The organism is Pseudomonas oryzihabitans, from assembly GCF_007665395.1.
GTDB classification, from domain to species: domain Bacteria; phylum Pseudomonadota; class Gammaproteobacteria; order Pseudomonadales; family Pseudomonadaceae; genus Chryseomonas; species Chryseomonas psychrotolerans_C.
Window position 1 is genome coordinate 1 of record NZ_VDND01000010.1, and the last position, 23340, is coordinate 23340.

16 protein-coding genes are annotated in these 23340 nt (G+C 59.6%); 13 read left to right on the forward strand and 3 right to left on the reverse strand.

Features of this window, described 5'->3' with window-relative positions; all coding sequences use genetic code 11:
* Positions 1-72 precede the first annotated feature (72 nt).
* Positions 73-504: a type IV pilus biogenesis protein PilM gene (gene pilM / locus FSV73_RS18805; RefSeq protein ID WP_260856114.1), complete on the forward strand. Its 432-nt coding sequence runs from the start codon at positions 73-75 to the stop codon at positions 502-504.
* Here pilM (FSV73_RS18805) and FSV73_RS25835 read toward each other — a convergent pair.
* Entirely contained in the window at positions 501-629 is a 129-nt protein-coding gene (locus tag FSV73_RS25835; RefSeq protein ID WP_260856115.1) for a hypothetical protein, read from the reverse strand. The genes pilM (FSV73_RS18805) and FSV73_RS25835 overlap by 4 nt on opposite strands.
* A gap of 123 nt (positions 630-752) precedes the next feature.
* Between FSV73_RS25835 and FSV73_RS18810 the strand changes: the two genes are divergently transcribed.
* The 10 genes from FSV73_RS18810 (at position 753) to FSV73_RS18850 (ending at position 11165) form a co-directional block, all read left to right on the forward strand.
* Positions 753-1004 carry a hypothetical protein gene (locus FSV73_RS18810; RefSeq protein WP_145009748.1) on the forward strand — a complete coding sequence of 84 codons (252 nt, stop codon included), beginning with the start codon at positions 753-755 and terminating at the stop codon, positions 1002-1004.
* A gap of 180 nt (positions 1005-1184) precedes the next feature.
* The gene (locus FSV73_RS18815; RefSeq protein WP_145009751.1) at positions 1185-3311 is read left to right on the forward strand and encodes a TonB-dependent siderophore receptor; all 2127 of its coding nucleotides are present in this window, start codon (positions 1185-1187) and stop codon (positions 3309-3311) included.
* Between the two features lie 98 nt (positions 3312-3409).
* Complete coding sequence (locus FSV73_RS25840) at positions 3410-3700, forward strand: hypothetical protein (protein WP_260856116.1); 291 nt, start codon at positions 3410-3412, stop codon at positions 3698-3700.
* On the forward strand, positions 3604-3900 hold the full coding sequence (gene pilM / locus FSV73_RS18820) for a type IV pilus biogenesis protein PilM (RefSeq protein ID WP_260856123.1): 297 nt from the start codon (positions 3604-3606) through the stop codon (positions 3898-3900). Before FSV73_RS25840 ends, pilM (FSV73_RS18820) begins: the two co-directional genes overlap by 97 nt.
* Before the next feature lie 133 nt (positions 3901-4033).
* Entirely contained in the window at positions 4034-4906 is an 873-nt protein-coding gene (locus FSV73_RS18825; protein ID WP_145009754.1) for a glycosyltransferase family 2 protein, read from the forward strand.
* Positions 4907-4913: 7 nt separating this feature from the next.
* A complete protein-coding gene (locus FSV73_RS18830) occupies positions 4914-5789 on the forward strand; it encodes a glycosyltransferase (protein WP_145009757.1) in 876 nt (291 codons plus the stop codon).
* Positions 5790-6173: 384 nt separating this feature from the next.
* The gene (locus FSV73_RS18835; RefSeq protein WP_145009760.1) at positions 6174-6482 is read left to right on the forward strand and encodes a DUF3509 domain-containing protein; all 309 of its coding nucleotides are present in this window, start codon (positions 6174-6176) and stop codon (positions 6480-6482) included.
* Between the two features lie 499 nt (positions 6483-6981).
* Positions 6982-9006: a DNA topoisomerase III gene (locus tag FSV73_RS18840; RefSeq protein WP_145009763.1), complete on the forward strand. Its 2025-nt coding sequence runs from the start codon at positions 6982-6984 to the stop codon at positions 9004-9006.
* Positions 9007-9108: 102 nt separating this feature from the next.
* Positions 9109-9495, forward strand: coding sequence for a hypothetical protein (locus FSV73_RS18845; protein ID WP_145009766.1), 387 nt, complete (start codon positions 9109-9111; stop codon positions 9493-9495).
* A gap of 1310 nt (positions 9496-10805) precedes the next feature.
* Entirely contained in the window at positions 10806-11165 is a 360-nt protein-coding gene (locus FSV73_RS18850) for a hypothetical protein (protein ID WP_145009768.1), read from the forward strand.
* Positions 11166-12123: 958 nt separating this feature from the next.
* Here the strand turns inward: FSV73_RS18850 and FSV73_RS18860 are convergent.
* Entirely contained in the window at positions 12124-12342 is a 219-nt protein-coding gene (locus FSV73_RS18860) for a hypothetical protein (RefSeq protein WP_145009773.1), read from the reverse strand.
* A 1337-nt stretch (positions 12343-13679) separates the two neighbouring features.
* Entirely contained in the window at positions 13680-13979 is a 300-nt protein-coding gene (locus FSV73_RS18875; RefSeq protein ID WP_027602308.1) for a hypothetical protein, read from the reverse strand.
* Positions 13980-14271: 292 nt separating this feature from the next.
* On the opposite strand from FSV73_RS18875, the gene FSV73_RS18880 reads away from it, so the two are divergent.
* Both FSV73_RS18880 and FSV73_RS18885 read left to right on the forward strand, forming a co-directional pair.
* Complete coding sequence (locus tag FSV73_RS18880; protein ID WP_260856117.1) at positions 14272-14466, forward strand: helix-turn-helix domain-containing protein; 195 nt, start codon at positions 14272-14274, stop codon at positions 14464-14466.
* 226 nt (positions 14467-14692) lie between these two features.
* Positions 14693-23257, forward strand: a complete 8565-nt coding sequence (locus tag FSV73_RS18885) for a glycoside hydrolase family 94 protein (protein ID WP_145010252.1) — start codon at positions 14693-14695, stop codon at positions 23255-23257.
* Positions 23258-23340 lie beyond the last annotated feature (83 nt).

Below are 23340 nucleotides of genomic sequence, written 5' to 3' on the forward strand. Positions count from 1 at the left end.
TACAAACCGCCCATCAGTCGGGCTCCGTTGCCACTGAACAACGTACTGGGTTTACACAGCTAGGCCATGCCCATGCTGTGGGTCATCCTGGTGGTGATGCTCGCGGGAGCCGGGCTGCTGAGCGAGCAGCTGCAACGCAGCGACAACCGTCGTCAGACCGTCGACGTCTCTTCGCTTGCCCATAATCTGCTGGTCTACCGGAACGCGCTGGCCGAGTACGCCTACAACAACCCAGGCCTCTCGGGCGCGCCGGCGGATTCTGCACTGGCCTTGCCCTCCTGGTGGGTGCATGCGACAGGGGTGAGCGGCTACGTGAAGGCGGGATCCAGCTACGCCTACTATGCGTCGCCGCCCAATGGCTTGGTCACGACGCTGGTCGAGCTCACCGAATCCACCGCAGTGGGCTACGCCACGAACGGGCAGCTTGTCAGCCCCTCGTCTGGCGCCACCGGTATCGCCCTCCCAGCAGCCGTCCCTGCCGGCGCAGCCGTGGCCTACCGCTAGACGAACAGCTCGGCAAGCAGGGCAACGCCGCCGGCCAGAGCGGCGCAAGAGGTCAATGTCAGAGCCATCATCAGGCCACTGGCGGTGGCGGCGATCATGTCGGTCGGATGGTCTTCGGTGTCCACGCTGAGATCCTTTAAAGGAGGTCACTCTGGATCGGTTGGGTAGCACGAAAATTCAGGCAGCCGTCCAAAGGCCTGGACCAATGGAAGGTTTCGGGGTGTGACTGGCAGGTCGACGCGCGCTGGATGCGGGCCGCGCTTGACTACCAGGCGCTGCGCGAGGAAGCGGTCGCCCGCGTAGCACTTGGTGCCGATGACCTCTCGGTGAGGGTGCTGGAGCAACGCGGCGCGCGCTTCTGGATGAAATTCTTGCGCAAGGTCAAGGCGCCGTGGCGCCTGCAGTGGGAGTGGGTGCAGGCCAGCGGCGCGCTCGGCTATCCCAAGCTGTGGTGGCTGGTGGGCAAGTTTCTCTGCTACTACCCGCTGAAATTTCGCTAGACCAGAATTGCTACTACTAAGTCAGGGTAATTTCGAAGGCATGCTGCACTCCTACTGTGGCGCCCTTCAGGTATCGAAGCAGATACATTGCCTCACTGGAAACCTGAACCGAATCTGAATAGAATTGATTCTCTTTAGCCAATAACTCTCAACACCTTCCCGCTTTTCGGAGCATTCTCGATGAAACCCACCCTGGCCCCTTTGGCCGCCCGAATTCTGGCGGCTATCGCCGGATCTGCCTGCACGTTCGTCCAGGCTGCAGATACCGCTCTGGATCTGCCCAGTGACACCATTACCTCATCCGTCATCGAGAATCAGGAAGGTGTCGCTCAGGGCTACCAAGGTAAACCAACGACAGGCACCACGCGCCTCAATCTAACAAGCCAGGAAACACCCCAAGGGGTCACGTCGGTAACCCGCGAACGACTGAACGATTTCCAGCTAGACAGCGTGCGCGATGTACTTGACTACACGCCTGGCATCAACGTGCAAAAAGTAGAAACTGATCGGACCTACTTCACCGCTCGCGGCTTCGATATCACCAACTTCCAGTACGACGGCACCGGTCTTCCGTTTTTCTGGGGCATTGTGAATGGTGACATCGACACGGCGCCTTATGAGCAGGTCGATATCCTGCATGGCGCCAATGGCGTGATGACCGGTCTGGGTAATCCGGCCGCCACCGTGAACTTCGTGCGTAAACGACCCACCTATACGCCTCAAGCGGAGATTGAGCTGAGCGCTGGCTCCTGGGACAAACGCCGGGCCGATATAGACGTGTCTGGACCGCTGACACAGTCGGGCAACGTGCGTGGCCGCGTCATCTACGCCAACGAGAACAAAAACTCTTACCTGGATCGCTATTCTCGGGAAAAGAACGTCTTCGCTGGCCTGCTGGCCTTCGACTTGAGCGAGAGAGACACCCTCACGGTGGGCTTCGAACAGCAGAAGAGCGATTCCAATGGCGCAAGTTGGGGAGCCTTGCCACTCACTGACGCCAATGGCAATGCCATCCATTACAACAGCACCCACCGCAGCATCTCTCAGCCATGGACTTATTGGGATACCCATAGCCAACGCGTCTTTGGTGAATGGGAACACCGGTTCGACAACGACTGGATCTCTAAGGTGACCCTAACCGGTGAGAAGCGTACTCAGGATACAGTCCTGTACTACATGTATGCCTCGGCCTTCACCACCACCGGCTATAGTGGCCTAGGTTCGGAATATCACTCCGAGGCGCACGATCTGGTTGGTGACGCTTCTCTCACCGGACCATTCCAATTGTTCGGTCGCCAGCATCAGTTGACAGTAGGGGCCAACGCGGGCCGCAGTCGTACCGAGGAGCAGTCGCTTTACGGTGATACGTTGTATTACAGCGACGTGTCACTTGCGGATGCACTCGCTGGCAGCCTTACCCGGCCTCAATTTAGCAGCACCAATATCAACAATGGTGGCTCGGATTACACCGATCGACAGAAGAGTGTCTACACAGCAGCGCGCTTCAGTCTGCGCGACGATCTGCATCTGATCGCCGGCGCCCGTCTGCTCAGTACCGACAGTGATGGAACGAGCTACGGAGTTGAGCGCGAAGCACGCGAACATGGCCGCACCACACCCTATGTCGGCCTAGTCTACGACCTTGATCCACAATATGCGGTCTATGCCAGCTACACCGAGATCTTCAGTCCCCAGAACTACCGTGATCTTTCAGGCCGCATGATTGATCCGCTAGAGGGCAAAAGCTACGAGGTAGGGATAAAGCGCCAGTCGTTGGACAAAAAGTCCAGCATAACCGCGGCCCTGTTCCATACCAAACAAGACAATGTCGCTGCCTATGCCGGCTACGACGCGAGTCTTGGCGGCTCTCTCTACAACGGTCTCTCGTATGAAGGCCAGGGCGTAGAGCTAGAAGTCGCGGGAGAGGTGCTTCCAGGCTTGCAGCTCAGCGGCGGCTATACCTATCTTTGGATCACTGACGAAGATGACAACCGCGCCCGACGTTTCATTCCTCGCCACGCGGTCACATCCAACCTCACCTATCGTTTGCCCATGGCGCCTCAGGTCCGGGTAGGCGGCAGTTTGAAGTGGCAAAGCGAGACCCAAACGGATGGTGTCGACGCTGCTCGGCAGGAGTCCTACACGCTGTTGGGCCTTATGGCCGGCTACGATTTCGATAGCCACTGGAGCACCCAGCTCAATCTCAATAACCTGACTAACCAGAAGTACCTGGAGAACCCACGCTGGGGTCAGAGCAATTTTGGTGAGCCGCGTAACGTCACTGCGTCGGTTAGCTGGCGCTATTGAGATACCGATAGGGACAGGACCGCCTGCGCACCTCTTGCGGCGAGACCAGTCGCGGCAAGAGGTATACAGTTCAGTTGCGGTTAGGAGGCTAGAGCTCGTTGTCGGCTGTCCAGCATACGCTGTACCTGGTGGGGACATGCCCGCGTGAAAACGTCACCATGCTGTGGGTCATCCTGGTGGTGATGCTTGCCGGAGCGGGACTGCTGAGCGAGCAGCTGCAGCGCAGTGACAACCGTCGTCAGGCCGTCGACGTCTCCGCGCTTGCCCATAACTTCTTGATCTACCGAACGCGCTGGCCAAATACGCCTACAACGACCCGGGCCTCTCTGGCGCGCCGGCGGATTCTGCACTGGCCTTGCCCACCTGGTGGGTTCACGCAGCAGGAGTGAACGGCTACTTGCAGGCGGGATCTAGCTACGCCTATTACGCGGCCCCTCCCAATGGCCTAGTCATGACGCTAGCCAAGCTCACCGAGTCCGCCGCGGTGGGCTACGCCACGAACGGGCAACTGGTTAGCCTCTCGTCTGGCGCCACCGGAATTGCCCTGCCAGCAGCCGTGCCTGCAGGGGCAGCTGTGGCCTATCGCTGAGTTGCGGCGAAATGTGGCAAATCGTAAAGCCTCTTCTGCTGGCCGACCCCCACCATCTACAATAGTTCCAACAGCTATGAAAGCCTCTGGAATCCCTATGTTGGTCAACACTGTAGGGACGGACGTCGTATAAATGACAAACGCCCCGCTCATTTCCGTTGTCGTGCCCTGCTATAACGCCGGACGTTATCTCGAGGCTTCCTTGGCCAGTATTTTTGCCCAGGACTATCCAAATTTCGAGGTCATCATCGTAGATGACGGATCTTCTGACGGTAGCCTCGAGCGGCTGCAGGGGCTCCAAGGGCGATACCCTTTCACGTTAATTGCTCAGGCAAACAGCGGAGTGAGCGCCGCGCTCAATCGCGGTCTGGCCTGCGCGACCGGCAAGTACGTCGCAACGCCCGATCTCGATGATTTGATGCTGCCGCACTCCTTGAGCGTTCGTGCGGAGTATCTTGAAGGTCACCCTGACACGCCTTGCGTAGGTGCACTCGTAAGCTTCATTGACGAGCATGGCAACTGGATAAAAAACGAGGATGCCGATTCGGTCCTTGAGCTTCACTTTGACCAAATCCTGCGAGATACGCTTGTCATTGGCGCGCCCGTTGCCCTGTACCGTCGTTCGGCGCTCGACAAGGTCGGTGGCTACGACCCGGACATTCGTGTTCAAGATTTTCAGATGACCCTGAAGCTAGCGGCCCTGGGCGCTCCTCTTACAATCATCCCGGTGCGGGTCACCTACTATCGGCGTCATCTAGGCAACCTCTCCAGGCGATACAAGACGCTGCTCGAAGCGGACTTGAAGGCTGTAGCGCCCTACCAGGATCATCCTGCGTACCAGCAGGGGCATACCTCGCTGGTGAACAAAGCGCTCAAGTACGCCGTACGTCATGACAAGGTCGAAGCGATGCGCATGCTTCGGCTTATCCCATTACGACGGATGAACCGGACCACCTTACGCCGCATTCGCACCCTGCTGTGTTCGCCTCGCTCTTCCAGGAACTAGAAACCCTGTGATCTCCATCGTCATCTGCTCGGTAAAGCCCGAGCTACTAGCAGCCGTCACCCGCAACATCGCGGACACCATCGACGCTTCCTACGAACTGATAGTGGTCGACAACCGCGAGGCCGGGCGGGGACTGTGCAGTGTCTACAACGAGGGAGCGCGGCGGGCAGTGCATGAGGTTGTCTGTTTCATGCACGAGGACGTTGAGTTCATGGAGGCGGGATGGGGACGCAATGTCATCGCGCACTTCTCCGCCGATCCTGCGCTGGGGGCGATAGGTCTTGCCGGTGCGCGTTACAAGAGCAGCGCGCCATCCGGCTGGATGACCGCCGGCGGCGGCGAAGCTCACTGCATCCGGGTCCATCAACGTCATCGTAATGGCCGTGAAAACTACTTTTTCCATCGACCTGAAAACGATGATGCTCCGCGTCAGGAGGTCTGCACACTTGATGGTGTCTGGATCTGCGCCAGGCGCCATGTTGCGCTGGAGATAGGATTCGACGAGCGCCTACCGCCCTTCCACTTCTATGACATCGACTTTGCCCTTCGCGTCAGCGAAAAATACCGTGTAGCAGTCATCTACGACGTGTGTTTGCGGCATTTTTCGGAAGGTCACTTTGATGCGACGTGGATGAGGGCCGCGCTGCAATACCAGGCATTACGCCATAACCGCGGGCCACGCCTGGTGAACACCCCGTACCTGGCCTTACACAAGAGCCTAGAACGGCGCGGTGTTCGCTTCTGGATGAAGTTTCTGCGCAAAGCCAAGACTCCCCTCTCTCTTCGATGGGAGTGGGTCCAAGCATCGGGTGCACTGGCCTATCCACAACTCTGGTGGTTGGTAGCGAAGTTCTTGTTCTGGTACCCCATCAAGTTTCGCTGAGCCAGCAAAGGCTAATGTGAACGACCTTCAACAAGCAGATGGGAGAAACCAGTTGCTCCTGCTTTAAAACCATTTCTGGATCAGGAGCGTCTCCGGCTATGTGAGCGCCGGCTAGGGCTTCGGCTACTACCCTACGCCGCTCAATGGCCAGATCAGCAAGATTGTCGACCTGACCATGTCTCAAGCAATCGGTACGGTAGTAGCCAGCCCACTGCAGACTCCCATCACCGGCAATATGGGTGTCATTTTCCCCCCGCCATTCCCAACGCCTCAGCACTCGCCTACCAATAGCCGTTTGTCGCCTGTCATGCTCTAGAATGGACCTTTTGCCCTGATGGCATATCTCTATCACTCCGATAGTATTTGCCCATATCAGGAGCTGTGATGGAGCACGGGATTGATCTACTCAGAAGCGCCTTGACCCCCTATGCAGTGGATGCAGTGATCCGCCCAGCCGACAGGACTGCAGTCGTGACAGTCACCCATAAAGAGGCCAAGGTAACTCGCGTCTTGAAGCAAGCCGATCTTCAGGATCGGGCCAGGCTGGCGGAGCATGTGAACGACTTTAAACGCGACATGGCAGGTGCGCGCGAGGACGCGGATCATGAGCGTGTCGAGCTAATGCAGCGCCTTGGATCACGCGGTCTGGCGTCGTTCAATCCAGGGCTGCATTGCCCTGACAAGCCTAAGTAGCGTCGTTGGCGGATAGCGGTAATGCCTGACCAATCAGTCTAGGCTCGTCGTACCCTGTAGCACGAACCTGGACGAGCTCAATGCCTACTGACCTAGCGAGTGCCTCAAACGTGAGCGTTGGGTCAGAAGGCTTATGGCCGATCAGCAATCGCTCTGCAAAGCAAATCTCCGCATAGGCATCACTGCGTGATAGTCGGTCAGCTTTCACGATCAAACACTTGAGACCGCCCTTCCTGTAAGCGATCTCAAAATCCTGCATTCCGTGCATAGCCAGTCATTCCGTGACGTGCATCACATAGGTGATGTCATAATGACATTGCACCCTCTGAATGGAAAGCTCAAAGAGGATCGCTTTAGAGCCTCTCGTCGGTATTTATAAGTCAGACAATAGTGTATTTGTTTAACCGAATGCCAGACAGATGCGGTTCCGCGCTGACGTCTCATACAGCTCCAGGCACGGTTCCCCTGCAGGCCACTCGGCCATCTACAGGGGAATCCCATGCGTGTGTTTTTGTGCGAGAAGCCCAGCCAGGGCAAGGACATTGCCCGGGTGCTTGGCGCCACCGGGCGCGGTGAAGGCTGCATTCGTGGTCAGGGAGTGGTGGTGACCTGGGGAATCGGCCATCTGCTGGAGCAGGCGCCGCCTGAGGCCTACGATCCGCAGTTGAAGTCCTGGTCGCTGGACGCGCTGCCGATCCTGCCGGCGAGCTGGAAGGTCGAGGTCAAGCCCAAGACCAGCAGTCAGTTCAAGGTCGTCAAGACGCTGCTCAAGGAAGCGACCGAGCTTGTCATCGCCACCGACGCCGACCGCGAGGGCGAGATGATCGCCCGTGAGCTGCTGGAGCACTGCGGCTATCGCGGTCCCGTCCAGCGCCTATGGCTGTCGGCGCTCAACGACGCCTCGATCCGCCAGGCCCTGGCGAGCCTCAAGCCCGGGGCCGAAACCTTTTCCATGTACCACTCGGCGCTGGCTCGCTCCCGGGCAGACTGGTTGATCGGCATGAACTTCACCCGGCTGTTCACCCTCCTCGGCCGCCAGGCCGGCTACAGCGGGGTGCTGTCGGTAGGACGGGTACAGACCCCCACGCTGCGCCTGGTGGTAGACCGTGATCGGGAGATCGCCCACTTCGTCCCGGTGCCGTTCTGGAGCATGGAGGTGCTGCTGGCCGCCAATGGCCAGACCTTCACCGCCCAGTGGCGACCTGCTCGCGACATCACCGATGACGAGGGGCGCTGCCTGGACCCGCTTCATGCCCAGGCTGCGCAAGCGCGCCTCACGGCGGGATCTACCGCCATTGCGGTGTCGGTCGAGACCGAGCGGGTCAAGGAGGTAGCGCCCCTGCCCTTCGATCTGGGCACACTGCAGGAGATCTGCTCCAAGAAGCTCGGCCTCGGGGCCCAGGAGACCCTGAACGTCGCCCAGGCGCTGTATGAGACGCACAAGGCGACGACCTACCCCAGGACCGACTGCGGCTACCTGCCCACCAGCATGCTGCCGGAGGTGCCGGCCGTGCTCGAGGCGATCCGGCGCACGGATCCGTCCATTTCCCCGGTGCTGGCCACCATTGTTCCGGCGCAGCGCTCGCGTGCCTGGAACGACGCCAAGATCACCGCGCACCACGGCATCATCCCGACCCTGGAGCCCGCCAACCTGGCGGCCATGAGCGACAAGGAACGTGCGGTCTATAGCCTGATCCGCGCGCACTACCTCGCCCAGTTCATGCCCCACCACGAGTTCGACCGGACGGTGGCGGATTTCGACTGCAACCAGGTGGCGTTGCGCGCGGTGGGCAAGCGAATTGTCGTGCCCGGCTGGAAGACGTTGTTCCAGGCCGCACCTGCCGCTGAGGAGGATGAGGACAGCAAGGAGAAGGACCGCTCGCAGATCCTGCCGCCGCTGCAGAACGCCTCACGCGCCCAGGTTCAGCAGGCCCAGCTCAAGGCGCAGCAGACGCAACCACCCAAGCCCTACACCGAAGGCGATCTCATCAAGGCGATGAAGACCGTGGCCAAGCTGGTGACCGACCCGCGCCTGGCCGCCAAGCTTAAGGAGACCACGGGCATCGGCACCGAGGCCACCCGGGCCAGCATCATCCAGGGGCTGATCGATCGTCAGTTCCTGCTCAAAAAGGGCAAGGCAGTGCGGGCATCCGACGCCGGCGTCTCGCTGATCGCCGCGGTGCCGCCGGCTGTGGCCGACCCGGGCACTACCGCCATCTGGGAGCAGGCGCTGGACATGATCGAGGCCGGCACCATGCAGCTGGATGACTTCATCGCCAAGCAGGGTGCCTGGATCGGCAAGCTGGTCGCCCAGTACCGCCAGACCACGCTCACAATCAAGGGCCCGGACGGCCCGTCCTGCCCGCTATGTCAGGGCAAGATGGCCCAGCGAAAGGGTAAGAGCGGCGACTTCTGGTCTTGCCTGCGCTACCCCGACTGCAAGGGCCTGGTGAACATCGAAACATCAAAAGGGAAAGGCAAGGGCGGCCCAGGAAAAGCCAAGCGCAGCAGCGCTTCCGCGTAGGATCCAGCCCTTCGTCGGTTGCCGAAATTGCTGCGAGATTTTGGGAATACCAAAACCGCAACCAGCGGATGGCAGCAGCCGACCCATAGCCGCCGGTCAGCCATGGCAGAAACCGATCAGAATCAGATGGCGCCACGCAACGACTCTTCGGATCAAAGCCTGAGACACAATCTGTGCTTAGATAGGCTAAAAATTAGTAATCAAATAGAAATGCACACTTCATATGGGCTGGTAGCAATCGTTAACGAGCCGACTTACTCTTTTAACTCTGCTGACAATGCGCGGCCCTATGCACTTGATGTCATCCTATCAATCGAGCGGATCACATTAATCCAAGGTGTGAGATTAAACGGAGCCAGCATTCTGGCAGTTGGTGCTGGTGGAGGATGCATTGCCGTCCATAAGAATTCGGCACTAGCGCTCGGCGAAAAGCTTTATCACTCCCCCTTCCGGTTGCATGGAAACACCCCAGCACAGGCCAAGGTTTAGGAGCGATCTGTTTGTATATAACAAAATCACAGCCCGCCTGAGTCTTTCCTTAGACGGATACAAAAAAGAAATTTGACCCATTTTCTAGATACACACGAAGCGGACCTGATCCGCTGTCGCGATGTTGTTTCGCTGCCATTCCGCCTCTAAACATTGGGTTCCCCACAAGTGGATTACAGTCTAACCACTGGGCGTATTCCTCGTCGCTCAACTGGAGCGTTACAGACTCCCAGGAGGCTCTAGCTTTCATAGTTGCTTTCTCTATTCGATCAAAGACGTTCACATTGTACCCTCTAAGAGTAGTTATACAGGCTGCTGCCGGACCTCGCATAAGATCTGGGTTAAGGTGGTTTTTAGCGCCAGATCTGGCGGGTATTGATTAATGCTGATATTTCCTGAAATACAGTCTCATCCATCACTACTCCCCCAATATTTAGGCTAAATTAACGCGGCACCATGAGTGTATTAAATCGGACCTCAGGCTAAAGCAATCCATTAATATGGCTTTGGAGAATTTCTGTCTCTAGAAACAAAAATTCCAGCGCTACAGCTGGGCTGATTTTCATTTTTTACGAATTACCGGTGCGCTGGTGCTTGTTGTCATTCTCACCTATGACTGGCTCATCGAAAGCGTCTAGAGCAACCTCACCCTCGCCGGCTGGATCTATCTGATCGAGAACCAAAGGCCCGGCTGCAGCCGTGCTCAGGAATATGGACGACATCACATATGGCCCATGCAATGCTCTTGCGAGCAGGGCTGAGGCGCTCGGCGAACTGAATCTTTGCCACCTACGGGTTGGGACAATCATTTACCACCTCACAGGGAGACCGCCAATGGCCTCAATAGTTGGAATTGGAAAAAAAGCAGGCGTTCAGTGGCCACTACTACCGGTAGTCTTTATTGTCACGGCTCCACCTTTTTCTGCATATCAGCTACTGGAGGTAAGCCTGATAGGAAATGCTGACGAAGCTTCTCGACCTTTTGTCTCCGTATCTCAGCTTTCCGAAGTTTCCTTTATTCTAGTGTGGACAGCACATATCCGAGATGCATACTGCTATCCTTTTGCATCCTAAAATTTTCGCTAATTACAACTCTCATCTGCAAGACTGCCTGACATGGTAAGCGTCCCAGAGCTTTCTGTTCAGTGGCCACTATCACCGTCGATCGGAACTTTTGCCGATCATCCGACCATCTCACTCACTCATATCGGCTCGGTGGTTATGCAGCTCGCTTTTTTACCTTTTGCGCTAGTGAGTCATGCTGTGATGTGCAATTATCGGTGCACGGTATGGTGGTCGGAGGGTCAGGAATGAAACGCGACGAGCAGAAGTGGATTCCTATTTCGTACATCCGGGAATTTTTTCCCTGTAATTTCGAAATCAACCTAAGACAATCTGATATTTTTTACCAAGGCTGGCGCATAGAGGTGATCGACTCCATAACACATCGCGCTGCCGCTTCCGAGAGCAATTCAAGAACCATCTTGCATATATCTTCTATGATAGAAATCGCCGCAGATTTGATGGGGCGCATCAAGGCCGGTCCTACTCAACTGCCGGAAACTCCTGAGCCACTACCTTGCGCTTCGAAACGGGAAACCTATGGACTGTCGAATGTGATTCCATTGCATAAGAAAAAAAGCGCAAAGATAAAGTCTACAACTAATTGATTCGATAATCGCTACGGCGCTTTAAGATATGAATGGCCCGAGGACTAGCAAGATTGTCGGGAGTATTTATTGGAAGTACCTTATATGCATCTTAAGATTATTTAGCACGGCGTCAATTCCTTCTTGCCGCCCCGCCACGAAGTGCAATATCTATCCACGCTTAACGTGTTACAGCTGCATGAATAGATTGAAGCACGCTCTGGACCAACCGGCAAAGCCAGTTCTAAAGAGTACATGAGATAGTGAAGGGCGCCTCATAGGGACCTCGCACATAATGCCTTGCGGTCGCAGAAGCGTTCTGACGGATCAGCATGAAACCTTATCCAAGTCTCTGGAGTCAGTTTTCGGGCATGAATGGGCCAGAGTTGGGCCATTAGCTGCCTTTCGCAGGACGCTGGCTTTGATGTCGCCAAGACGCGGTTTGCGCTTTGCTCTTGGCCCAGGCACTGACGCACGTGGTTGAGCTCGCCCGTCAGCAAATCCACAGGATCACGGCTGTACATCAGTGCCTCGGGACAAACAGAGAATGCTGCTGCAGTAAGCGAGCGGATCGCCAAGGCCGGCCTGCAGGCTAACCATCCGCTGCTCTTCCCGGCCGCCGCTGGCGGCGATAAAGCTTTAGAATGAACGACGCGTGCAGTGTCTCAGATGAACCTGGATTTTATAGCGGCGTTTGCCGGCAAGGGCTACGAAACGCGCCTGACCCGAGCGGGTTAGATCGCCAAGGCGAAGACAGTTCTGGCCCACAAACGCCCTTCGAGGATTGAACGGCTGCACGCACGGATCCGCGAGTCTCTAGCTAAGGCGGATGTCGGTATGAGGAACAGCCATGTCACAGGAATGTTCCAGCAACACCGCCAATCGGTGCCGGCTTCCTTTGACCCGTGCTAACCCTGCGGCTCCTGCGCCGGGAAGCTATTGGCATAGATGGGCGCGCCTGCTTATGTGCAGTTAGCAGTCACTCACGGGGTTCTATAACGGTGTCTTCGGCACTGCGGACTGCGCGCTCCTCCCAGTTTTCGGACTTCTTGCCGAGCACGTAGACGGCCATGCCGTACCCTGCTGCCGCCTGAGGATTTGGCATCACGGCAAGCAGGTGCCAGCCGTTGGCAAGAGCTGCCTCCGCATCACTGCGGGTATTAACTTCTTTGAGATGTCTCACTTCGTGCAGCTGCATCAAGGAGCTCCAAGCCAGCGAAGCCGGCGGGATGGACGGCGGAAAGGGCTCAGCATTCCAGGTCAAAGGTAACATCTCTTGCAGGTTACATGCCGAAGACCTCGAGGGCGAAGTTCTGCTGCATGTCCGGCAGTCAGAAGTCTGGGAAGACTGCGCACTCATCGCCGTCATAGCGCAGCGGCTTGTCGAACTTGCGTTCCTCATCCCGCAGCGTTCGCTAGATCTTGCCTTCCAGGTCTGAATCGACCGCGATCCACTGTCCGCTCACCGGCATCACCGCCACCTTGAGCACATCCGCTTGATTAGCCTTGCCCAGGCGCTGAGCGATCTGAGCGGTAGCGGTCGCTTGTCGACGTCCGCTTCTGGAGGCGGTGGACCGGCTGTCTCGCCTTGACTGTGCAACCTGGGGCCAGCTACGTGACCGGATCGCTCGGGCAAATCGACAGGTGGTGTCCCTCCACCTACCGCTGCCCCATGCCCTACTGCGGCCAGCCGCTGCCGGTGGTGATGGGCTGCAAGAGTGGGTGACGCGGGCGCTTTCCCAGATGCTCCTGGAATTCATGGCAGCGTTCGCCCGGAAACACTACGAAACGCGGAGGGCCAGGGCGGCGCAGGGCATCGCCAAGGCGAAAGCGGTAGGGGTCTACAAAGGCCGCCCGCGGGATGAGTAGCTGCACAGTCGCACCCAGGAGTGCCTGGACAGGGGGATGTCAGTGCGGGGACGGCCAGGCTATTGGGGTGCTCGACCGGCACCGACAATCGTGGCGCGCGGCCGCATCGTGACAGGTCACAGCTCGACGCCAAACCCTCACGCGCCGATCTTATCTGCATAGTTACCGACCGCGGTCACGCTGCTCCACACGCGGATCGGCTCGGGGCGGCTGCGCACGCCGATCCAGTTGTGCCCAAGCGGACGGCTAGTGTCCAGCCCTCACCACTCGGCCCTCAACGTACCAGAAACTCGCGGGTGGCGCCCTCACTGACCAAGGCCCTCAGGGCTTCTTCCTGTAGGGTATCTCAGATCATGCCTGGCCTCGGCCGATGGGCGCGGCGGCCAGGTCGCGGGCCTGGGCGTCCGTCGCTACCGCAAGTTCGATCAGGAGTGCGGTAACTTCCTTAAAGGTCTCCACGGGGACGTGGACAAAGCCGTTCTGAGCGTTGTACCGAAACGGGGACAGTAGCATGCCGAGCAAGTCATGCAGAGCGAGTCTTTACTGGCGCGTAATGCCCGGATTGCATCTTCGTCGAGATCGCAGAAATTGTTCTTCATTGGGACTCCAAGCCAGCCTAGCCGACGGCGGTGCGCGGATCGCTGTTTCTGGGAACTGTCCCACGGCTCATGCCGGCGCCGCGGTCAGCGTATGTTCGAACTCGAACAGGCACTGATGGCCGGCGTTATCCAACTGGCGGATGGTGAACGCATAGTTAATGGCGCCCAAAAACATGCCGCTGCGCAGCGTTCTCGACAGGCCCTTGTTGGGGGCCTTAAGGTCCTGAACATGACCCAGCAGATAATGGCGTCCCGCTTCGGGCAGCTGGTTAAGTGCCGCCTGCACGTGCTGGGGCAGGGTGTCCAGCAGGGCGTCTCGTGCGGCCGCTTCCTGGTCTTGCTGTTCGATGAGTTCCTTGATTTCCATGTCTACGCTCCGTAGTGGTCGGGTTCGCGATCAAGCCAGCCCCTAGGGGTTTGGCCGTCCAGTGCCCAAGGCTTTCGGCCGCCCCACCCCTGGGGGCTAGCCACCAAACTCCGCCAATGTACCGGGGCGGATTTCACGTAATGAATACTTATGCGCAAGTAAGCCTGTCAGGGCCAAATAGTAAAGTCGCCATCCAGCCAGATAGATATGCCCTGATCACGCCAGGCGGCTAGCCAACCGGTTTTGCAGCCGGTGCGGAGCGATCAGGATGTCAGCCTAGGAGCGGATTACGATGAGCCTATGCAAAGTCGATCGCCTCAAGGTCATCCAGGGGGTGACCGAGGGTTTCCTCACGCCCAAACGCGCCGCCCAGCGCCTGCAGCTTAGTACCCGGCAAGTTCACCGCCTCGTGCAGCGTTATCGGGACGCCGACGTCTCCGGCCTGACCTCACATATGAGGTCAACCAATTCACGCGGTTCGCGGTGACTACTTAATTACCAGCGCCTCACCGCCATTACGGCACAGCGCACAGCGCTATGTGTGCCAGCAGACAGACACACCCACCCCTAGACTTCCACACTGGATGCGCACCGCCTCAAGGCGTCGTGCACGCGGAACCTGCGTGGAAGACATTTCTGCGCTGGTGTTTGCGTTTTGCGTTTTGCGTTTTGCGTTTTGCGTTTTGCGTTTTGCGTTAAATGCTAAGGAAAACATGGATAGGCAGTGGCTTCGAGTAATCCAACGGTTGTGGCATCCCGTGTCACGCACCTTCCAGTACGAGCCGGCATTGCGTGCGGAGCTGTTTAATCTAGAGCAGATGGCCGCTCACGGCGCTCATCTCGCCCGACAGCATCAGCTAAGCTCTCATACCACCTCAGACGCCCTGCTTCACCGCCTTGCTGAGAATGCGGCTCTTCTGACCAGCAGTTGCCACGCGATGGCCATCGCTGCACTGTCCAATCAACGCGCAACGCCGGCGGCCGCGTGGCTACTCGACAATTTCTATCTGGTCGAAGAGCAGATACGCACCGCACAGAAACATCTGCCCAAAGGCTACTGCCGTGAGCTGCCAGGTTTGGATAATGGGCCTTCTCGCAGCTTTCCGAGGGTGTATGACATTGCGCTGGAAACTATCTCCCACGGCGACGGACGCGTCGACAGCGATAACCTGAGCCGTTTCGTTACTGCTTATCAAGCGGTAACACCCCTGACTTTGGGTGAGTTGTGGGCCATTCCCATCATGTTGCGCCTGGCCTTGATCGAAAATCTCAGGCGTGTCGCGTCACAGGTGATGGCTAGCTGGACCGATCGTAACCTCGCCAACGACTGGGCCGACCGTTTCATTTCCACCGCCGAGCACGACGCCAAGAGCGTAGTGCTGCTGGTGGCCGATCTTGCACGCTCTGCGCCGCCGATGACGAGCGCCTTCGTTGCGGAGCTCTCGCGACGTTTACAAGGCCAAAGTGCGTCTCTGGTTCTGCCGATGACCTGGGTCGAACAGGCCCTGGCGGAATCTGGCCAAAGTGTCGAACGCCTTATTCATCTCGATGGCCAACTGCAGGCCACGGAGCAGGTGTCGATCAGCAACAGCATCAACAGCCTGCGGCTGCTATCGGCGGCGGACTGGCGCGAGTTCGTCGAGCGTATGAGCGGCGTCGAACAAGCGCTGGCCAAAGACCCGGCTCACGTCTACCACCGCATGGATTTCGCCACTCGCGATCACTACCGCCACGCCATCGAGCGCCTGGCGCGCAGCTGCTCGCATTCCGAGATCGACATCGCGCAGGCGGCCATCGGTCTCTGCGACGCCGCGGCCGAGCAGGATCCGCTGAAGAGGCACGTCGGTTTCTACCTAGTGGGAGCGGGATTGGCCACACTGGAAATACAGCTTGGTGCCCAGCGCTCCCCGGTGGAGCGCTGCCGCAGGATACTGCGCGGTGCGCCCTTGGCGTTCTTCGTCGTGCCCGTCATGGTGCTCAGCGTGCTGTTGGCCTGGCCTTTCTTCACCTGGTTGAGAGCGGACGGATGGGGACTCTGGACGATACTGCTGCTTGGCGGGCCGATCACGGTCATGACCAGTCAGCTGGCCATCGCGCTGGTCAACCGCCTGGTGACCCTGACCCTGCTGCCGGACATTCTGCCCCGCCTGGATCTCAGCGCCGGCATTCCCCCTGATGCACGCACGCTGGTCGTGGTGCCAACGCTGATCGGTAGCGTTCAGGACGTGGAAGAACTGATCGATGGCATGGAAGTACGCTTTCTCGCCAATCGGGACGCCAACCTGCACTTCGCCTTGCTCACCGATTTCATGGATGCCCAGAGCGAAGTCCTCGAGAGTGACGCATCGATACTGCACTACGCGAGCCAGGCGGTCGAAGCCCTGAACCTAAAGTATCCGGAAACCGGCGCGGCGCGGTTCTTCCTGCTGCATCGCCCGCGGCGCTGGAATCCCACCGAACAGCGCTGGATAGGCCACGAGCGCAAGCGCGGCAAGATAGCGGACCTCAATGCGCTGCTACGCGGGCATGGCGCTGGGCGTTTCTCCCTGGTCGTCGGCAACCTCTCTGCACTGCCGAGGATCAGCTACGTCATCACGCTGGATACCGACACCCAACTGCCGCGCGAGGTGGCACGTCAGCTCCTGGGTGCGATCTGCCACCCGCTCAACCAACCGCGCTTCGATGGGCGCCAGGAACGCATCACAAGCGGCTACGCGATCCTGCAACCTCGTGTCGGCATCAGCCTGCCGAGCATCGCTCGCTCCACGTACGCTCAGCTGTTCGGCAGCGACGCTGGCGTGGATCCGTATACGCGATCTGTCTCCGACGTCTACCAAGACTTGTTCGGCAACGGCTCATTCATCGGCAAAGGGATCTACGCCGTGGATGCCTTCGAACATGCCCTGCAGGACCGCTTTCCCGAAAACCGTATTCTCAGCCACGATCTTATCGAGGGCTGTTATGCCCATTCCGGCCTGATCAGTGATGTACAACTCTATGAAGAGCATCCGGCGCGCTACAGCGCCGACGCCAAACGCCGTCATCGCTGGATACGCGGAGACTGGCAGTTACTGCCGTGGCTGATGCCCTGGACACCGAAATCCGATGGTGGTCTGGAGCCGAATCGCCTGACTCACCTGGCCTATTGGAAGATCATCGACAACCTGCGGCGTAGCCTGGAGCCAGCCGCCTTTCTCGGGGTATTGCTATGGGGTTGGTTTGCCAGCGCTCACGCACTGGCGTGGAGCCTTGGCGTATTGCTGCTGGTGATCACTCAGCCCCTGATCAGCGCCTCGTTGGAGCTGCTGCACAAAGCCCCGGACATCCAGCTCGGTCAGCACCTGAAGGTGGTCCTTCGCAGTGCCATCCAGCAGATCACGCGGGCGCTGCTGAGCCTGGTGTGGCTACCCTTCGAAGCCTTCAGCAGCCTGGACGCCATCGGTCGCACGCTGTGGCGCCTGACCATCAGTCGCCGCCATCTACTGCAATGGAATTCGTCGCGCGAAGTGGAGCGCAGCAGCCGCAACGACCTGCCGGGCCTGTATCGGCTGATGTGGGTGGCGCCCATGCTGGCCATCGTCGTGGCCGGCGCCTTGCTGCTGGGTGGCGCCCCCTGGGTATCAGCAATCGCCGCGCCTTTCCTGCTGGCCTGGCTGCTGGCACCGGCCGTCGCCTATCGGTTGAGCCAGCCAAGTGGCCCATCGGACTTCACGCCTTCTCCCGCGGAGCAGCAATTCCTGCGCGGCCTGACGCGCAAGACCTGGGCCTTCTTCGACGATCATGTGGGCCCTGGCGATAACTGGCTGCCTCCGGACAACATTCAGGAGCAGCCAACGGCGGCGACCGCCCACCGAACCTCTCCAACCAACATGGGCATGGCGCTGCTCTCCCACCTGGCGGCCCATGACTTCGCCTACCTGAGCGGGAGCCGCCTGCTCACACGACTGGATAAGACACTGGCCAGCATGTCGCGGCTGGAGCGCCATCGCCGCCACTTCTACAACTGGTATGACACCCAGACCCTGCAACCGCTGCCACCGCGTTACGTGTCTACGGTGGACAGCGGCAATCTGGCTGGCCTACTACTGACGCTGCGCTCCGGCCTTTATGAATTGCCGCACGCGCCACTGCTCAACGCTGACTGGTGCAATGGCTTGGCGGACTGCCTTGCCGTACTGCGAGAGGCAGTACGGGCGAGCGGACTGGATGAGCACCTGCTTGACGGTGCGTACAGCGAATTGGCGGCCGCCCATACGCTAGAGGGTCTGAACGAGATCAGTACCGTCCTGCAGCGCCTGATCGCCTGGGCCGAGGCTCTGAAACCCGCGCTGAGGGTCGCTCCCGACGCCGACTACTGGCGTCTGGCATTGCTCGCTCAATGCGAAGATCTACACGGCGAGTTGGCCAGCCTGACCCTGCCCGGTTCCCCCCTGACATCGGCCAGCTGGCATGAGCTGGTGCAGCTGGAGGTCACGCAGTGGCCCACCGACGAACAGCCTCGGGTACGGGCGGTGATCGCCCAGGCCAAGGAGCGCATCGTCACCGCGTTGCGCCTGGCGGATCTCACTGCCGACCTGGCCGACATGGACTTCACCTTTCTCTACAACCCGCAACGCGAGCTGCTGACCATTGGCTACAACGTCGAGGAACAACGCCTGGACAGCGGCTACTATGATCTCCTGGCGTCGGAAGCACGTCTGACAAGTTTCCTGGCCATCGCGCAGGGACAACTGCCACAGGAAAGCTGGTTCACCCTCGGCCGGCTGTTGACGAGCAACGGCGGCAATCCCGTGTTGCTGTCCTGGACCGGCTCGATGTTCGAGTACCTGATGCCGATGTTGGTCATGCCCAATTATGGCGGCACCCTGCTCGACCAGACCTGCCGCGCTGCCGTGGCGAGGCAGATCGAATACGGCCAGCAACTGGGCCTGCCATGGGGCGTATCCGAGTCCGGCTACAGCACCCTGGACGCGCAACTGAACTACCAGTACCGGGCCTTCGGCGTACCCGGGCTCGGTCTAAAGCGCGGGCTTGGCGAAGACCTGGTGATGGCACCCTATGCCTCGGTGCTGGCGCTGATGGTAGCGCCAGAAGCCGCGTGCAAGAATCTTCAACGCCTGGCCGGCATGGGCATGGCTGGCCGCTATGGTCTGTATGAAGCCATCGACTTCACCAGCGCCCGCCTCCCTCCAGGGCAGCAGGCCGGACTCATCCAGTCGTTCATGGCGCACCACCAGGGCATGAGCATGCTGTCACTGACCCATGTCTTGCTCGAGCGTCCCATGCAGCGTCGCTTCGAAGCCAATCCACAGTTCCAGGCCACGTCCCTGCTGCTGCAGGAGCGGGCGCCTAGAAGTGCCGCGCAGTACCTGCACACCGCCAATGCCGCGCTGGAAGGCCACGTCTCCCGCGCCAGTGAAAACAAGTTGCGGGTCTACACCGATCCTTGCCGGCGGCACCCGGCCGTGCAGTTACTTTCCAACGGCCGCTACCATGTGATGATCAGTAATGCCGGCGGCGGCTACAGCCGCCGCGACAACCTGGCCGTCACGCGCTGGCAGGAAGACATCACCTGCGACAACACCGGCACCTTCTGTTACCTCCGCGATGTCGACAGCGGCGATTTCTGGTCTTCGGCGCACCAGCCCACCTTACGCAGGACGGAGGGCTTCGAGGCGATCTTCACCGATGCCAGGGCCGAGTTTCGGGTCCGCGAACGTGATTTCGATGTCCATACCGAAATCGTCGTTTCGCCGGAAGACGACATCGAATTACGGCGCCTGCACATCAGCAATCGTAGTGGACGGCGCCGAACGCTGGAGCTTACCAGTTACGCGGAAGTGGTCCTGGCCCCCGCCTTGAGCGACGCCTTGCACCCGGCCTTCAGCAAGCTGTTCGTGCAAAGCGAACTACTCACCCCTCTGCAGGCCATTCTGTGCAGCCGGCGGCCACGTTCCAGTGATGAAAAGGTGCCGTGGTTGTTTCACCTGCTGGCGGTCCACAATGCGGACATTGTGGCGATCTCCTACGAAACCGATCGAGCCCGTTTCATCGGTCGTGGGCGCACGTTGACGCACCCTGCCGCCATGGATGCCGAGGCCCTTTCCGGTACCGCCGGCGCGGTGCTCGATCCCATCGTGGCCATCCGCTGCCGGATTACCTTCGACCCAGGCCAGACCGCCACCATCGATCTGGTGACCGGCGTGAGCGACAACCGTGAGGGTTGCCTCCAGCTGATCAACAAGTACCGTGACCGACGCCTCGCTGATCGCGTCTTCGACCTGAGCTGGACCCACAGCCAGGTGCTGCTTCGCCAGCTCAACACCTCCCACGCCGAGGCACGGCTGTTCGAGCAGATGGCTGCGTCGATCATCTATACCAACCCCTCCATGCGTGCGGCACCGAGTATCCTGGCTGCCAACCAGCGCAATCAAAGCGGCCTGTGGGGCCAAGCGATCTCGGGTGACCGGCCCATCGTGCTGCTGCAGATCTCCACAGCTATCCATATCGATCTGGTGCGCAAGCTGGTGCAGGCACACGCCTACTGGCGACACAAAGGGCTCAGTGTCGACCTGGTGATCTGGAACGAAGACCAAGCGGGTTATCGTCAGGACCTGCAGGATTCGATTATGGAGCTGGTCACCTCGGGCAGCGAGGCGCACTTGATCGATCGGCCAGGTGGCATCTTCGTGCGCCCGGCGCAACAGCTGTCTCACGAGGATCGCGTGCTGATGCTGGCGGTCGCTCACCTGGTGCTCAGCGACGAGCGAGGCAGTCTCGCCGAGCAAGTCCACCGGCGCCGTGCGGAACCGAAGCTACCGGCTTTCGATGCGAAGCTATTGCCCAGCGTCGTTCCGACCGCTGCGATTCCGATGGCTGATTCTTCCCTGATCCTGAGCAATCCTCATGGCGGCTTCAGCGCCGATGGCAAGGAATACGTCATTCACTCGCATGCTGGCCGGCGTACACCGGCGCCCTGGGTGAACGTGCTGGCAAACCCCAACTTTGGCAGCGTGATTTCGGAAAGTGGCAACGCCTACACGTGGTATGAAAATGCCCACGAGTTCCGCCTAACCCCGTGGCGCAATGATCCGGTCAGCGATCCAGGCGATGAAACCCTTTACCTTCGCGATGAGGACAGCGGCCACTACTGGTCGCCCACACCCTTGCCCCGTCCTGGCAAGGGTAACTACGTGACCCGGCATGGCTTTGGCTACAGCGTCTTCGAACACGAAGAAGACGGTATTCGTAGTGAGCTGTGGGTCTACGTATCGCTACAGGATCCGGTCAAGTTCTCGCACCTGAAAATTTATAACGCTACAAATCGACCCCGGCGGCTGTCGATCACCGGCTACGTGGCCTGGGTACTCGGAGACCTTCGCGAGAGATCCTGCATGCACGTGGTCAGCGAAGCCGATCCGAACAGCGGCGCGCTATTCGCACGTAACAGTTACTCCACCGAATTTCCAGGCCGGGTGGCCTTCTTCGATGTCGATATGCCGATAACCAGCAGTACCGCCGGCCGTTGTGACTTCATCGGCCGCAACGGAAATCTCGCAGCGCCAGCAGCGATGGCACAGCCCCACCTGTCCGGGCGCAGCGGCCCAGGGCTCGATCCTTGCGCAGCCCTACGAGTGGATATGCAGCTGGCGCCCGGCGAAAAGCGTAGCGTGACCTTCCGACTAGGCGCGGCGCCGGATGCCACCTCGGCATCGCGTCTAGTGCTGCGCATGCGGGGCAACGTCACCGCAGAAGCCGAATTGCAATGCGTCCGCAAGCACTGGAACGACACGTTGGGCAAGCTGCAGATCAATACTCCAGAGCCGGCCGTGGACGTACTGGTCAATGGCTGGCTGATGTATCAGGTGATCGCCTGCCGCTTTTGGGCCCGCAGTGGCTACTACCAATCCGGCGGGGCGTTCGGTTTCCGCGATCAGTTGCAGGACAGCATGGCCATGCTGCATGCCGATCCGGCGGCGGTTCGTCAGCACCTGCTGCTGTGCGCCGCCCATCAATTCATCGAAGGCGATGTGCAGCATTGGTGGCACCCGCCCTTGGATCGCGGTGTGCGTACCCGCTGCTCCGACGACTATCTCTGGCTGGCCTGGGCGACCAGCCGCTACGTCAAGATCACGGGTGATGCCAGCGTACTCTCGGAAACCGTAGGTTACCTCGAAGGACGCGCACTGAACGTTGGTGAGCAGTCCTATTACGACCTGCCGACCCACTCCCCTTTACGCGAGACGCTGTATCAGCATTGCGTGAGAGCGATCGAGCACAGCCTGACGCGGGGCGCTCACGGCTTGCCGCTGATGGGTGACGGCGACTGGAACGATGGCATGAACCGCGTCGGCGAAGGGGGCAAGGGCGAAAGCGTCTGGCTCGGTTTCTTTGGCTACGACATGCTCCGCCGCTTCGCCACTACCGCCCTGCTCCATGACGATGTCGCCTTTGCCAAGCGCTGCGAAGAAGAGGCTGAGACCTTACGCCTCAGCCTCGATGCGCACGCGTGGGACGGAGACTGGTATCGCCGCGCCTACTTCGATGATGGCACGCCCCTGGGCTCCGCCGGCAATGATGAATGCCGCATCGACTCCATCGCCCAGAGCTGGTCAGTGCTGTCGGGCGCGGCGCCGGAGCCGCGCCAACGCGTGGCCATGGCGTCTCTTGAGCGGCACCTCATGCGTCGGGAAATCGGCCTGGTGCAACTGCTGGACCCGCCCTTCGACCAGGGTGTACTCGATCCTGGCTACATCAAGGGCTATGTACCCGGCGTTCGCGAGAACGGTGGGCAGTACACCCATGCGGCGGTATGGGCGGGCATGGCGTTTGCGGAGTTGGGGGACAGTGCCCGGGCATGGGAGCTACTGCGGATGATCAACCCAGTCGGCCACGGGAACGATGCGACCGCCACCTACAAGGTCGAGCCCTATGTCGTGGCTGCCGATGTCTATGGCATGCCGCCCCACGAAGGACGGGGCGGCTGGAGCTGGTACACCGGCTCGGCCGGCTGGATGTATCAGCTGATCGTCGAGTCGCTACTCGGCGTGCAACGCAGCGGCAGCCAGTTGCGCATCCGCCCGGTGCTGCCAGCGGAGTGGGCGACCTTCAGCCTGGACTACCGTTTCGGCACCACCCTCTACCGCATCGCGCTCTCCCGTGGCGACCTGCCCCAGGCGACGATGCAAATGGACGGCATGGCGTTGCAAGGCGACAGCATCGGCTTGATTGACGATGGCCTGGAGCATCAGGTCGATGTGCGTTGGCCGAACAGGTAAAGCTGCGCTGTGACAGAGCGCCCCGACCACTTCATGAGGGGCGGTCAAAACCATAGGTATGGAATTCGACGGCGAAGGGCCGG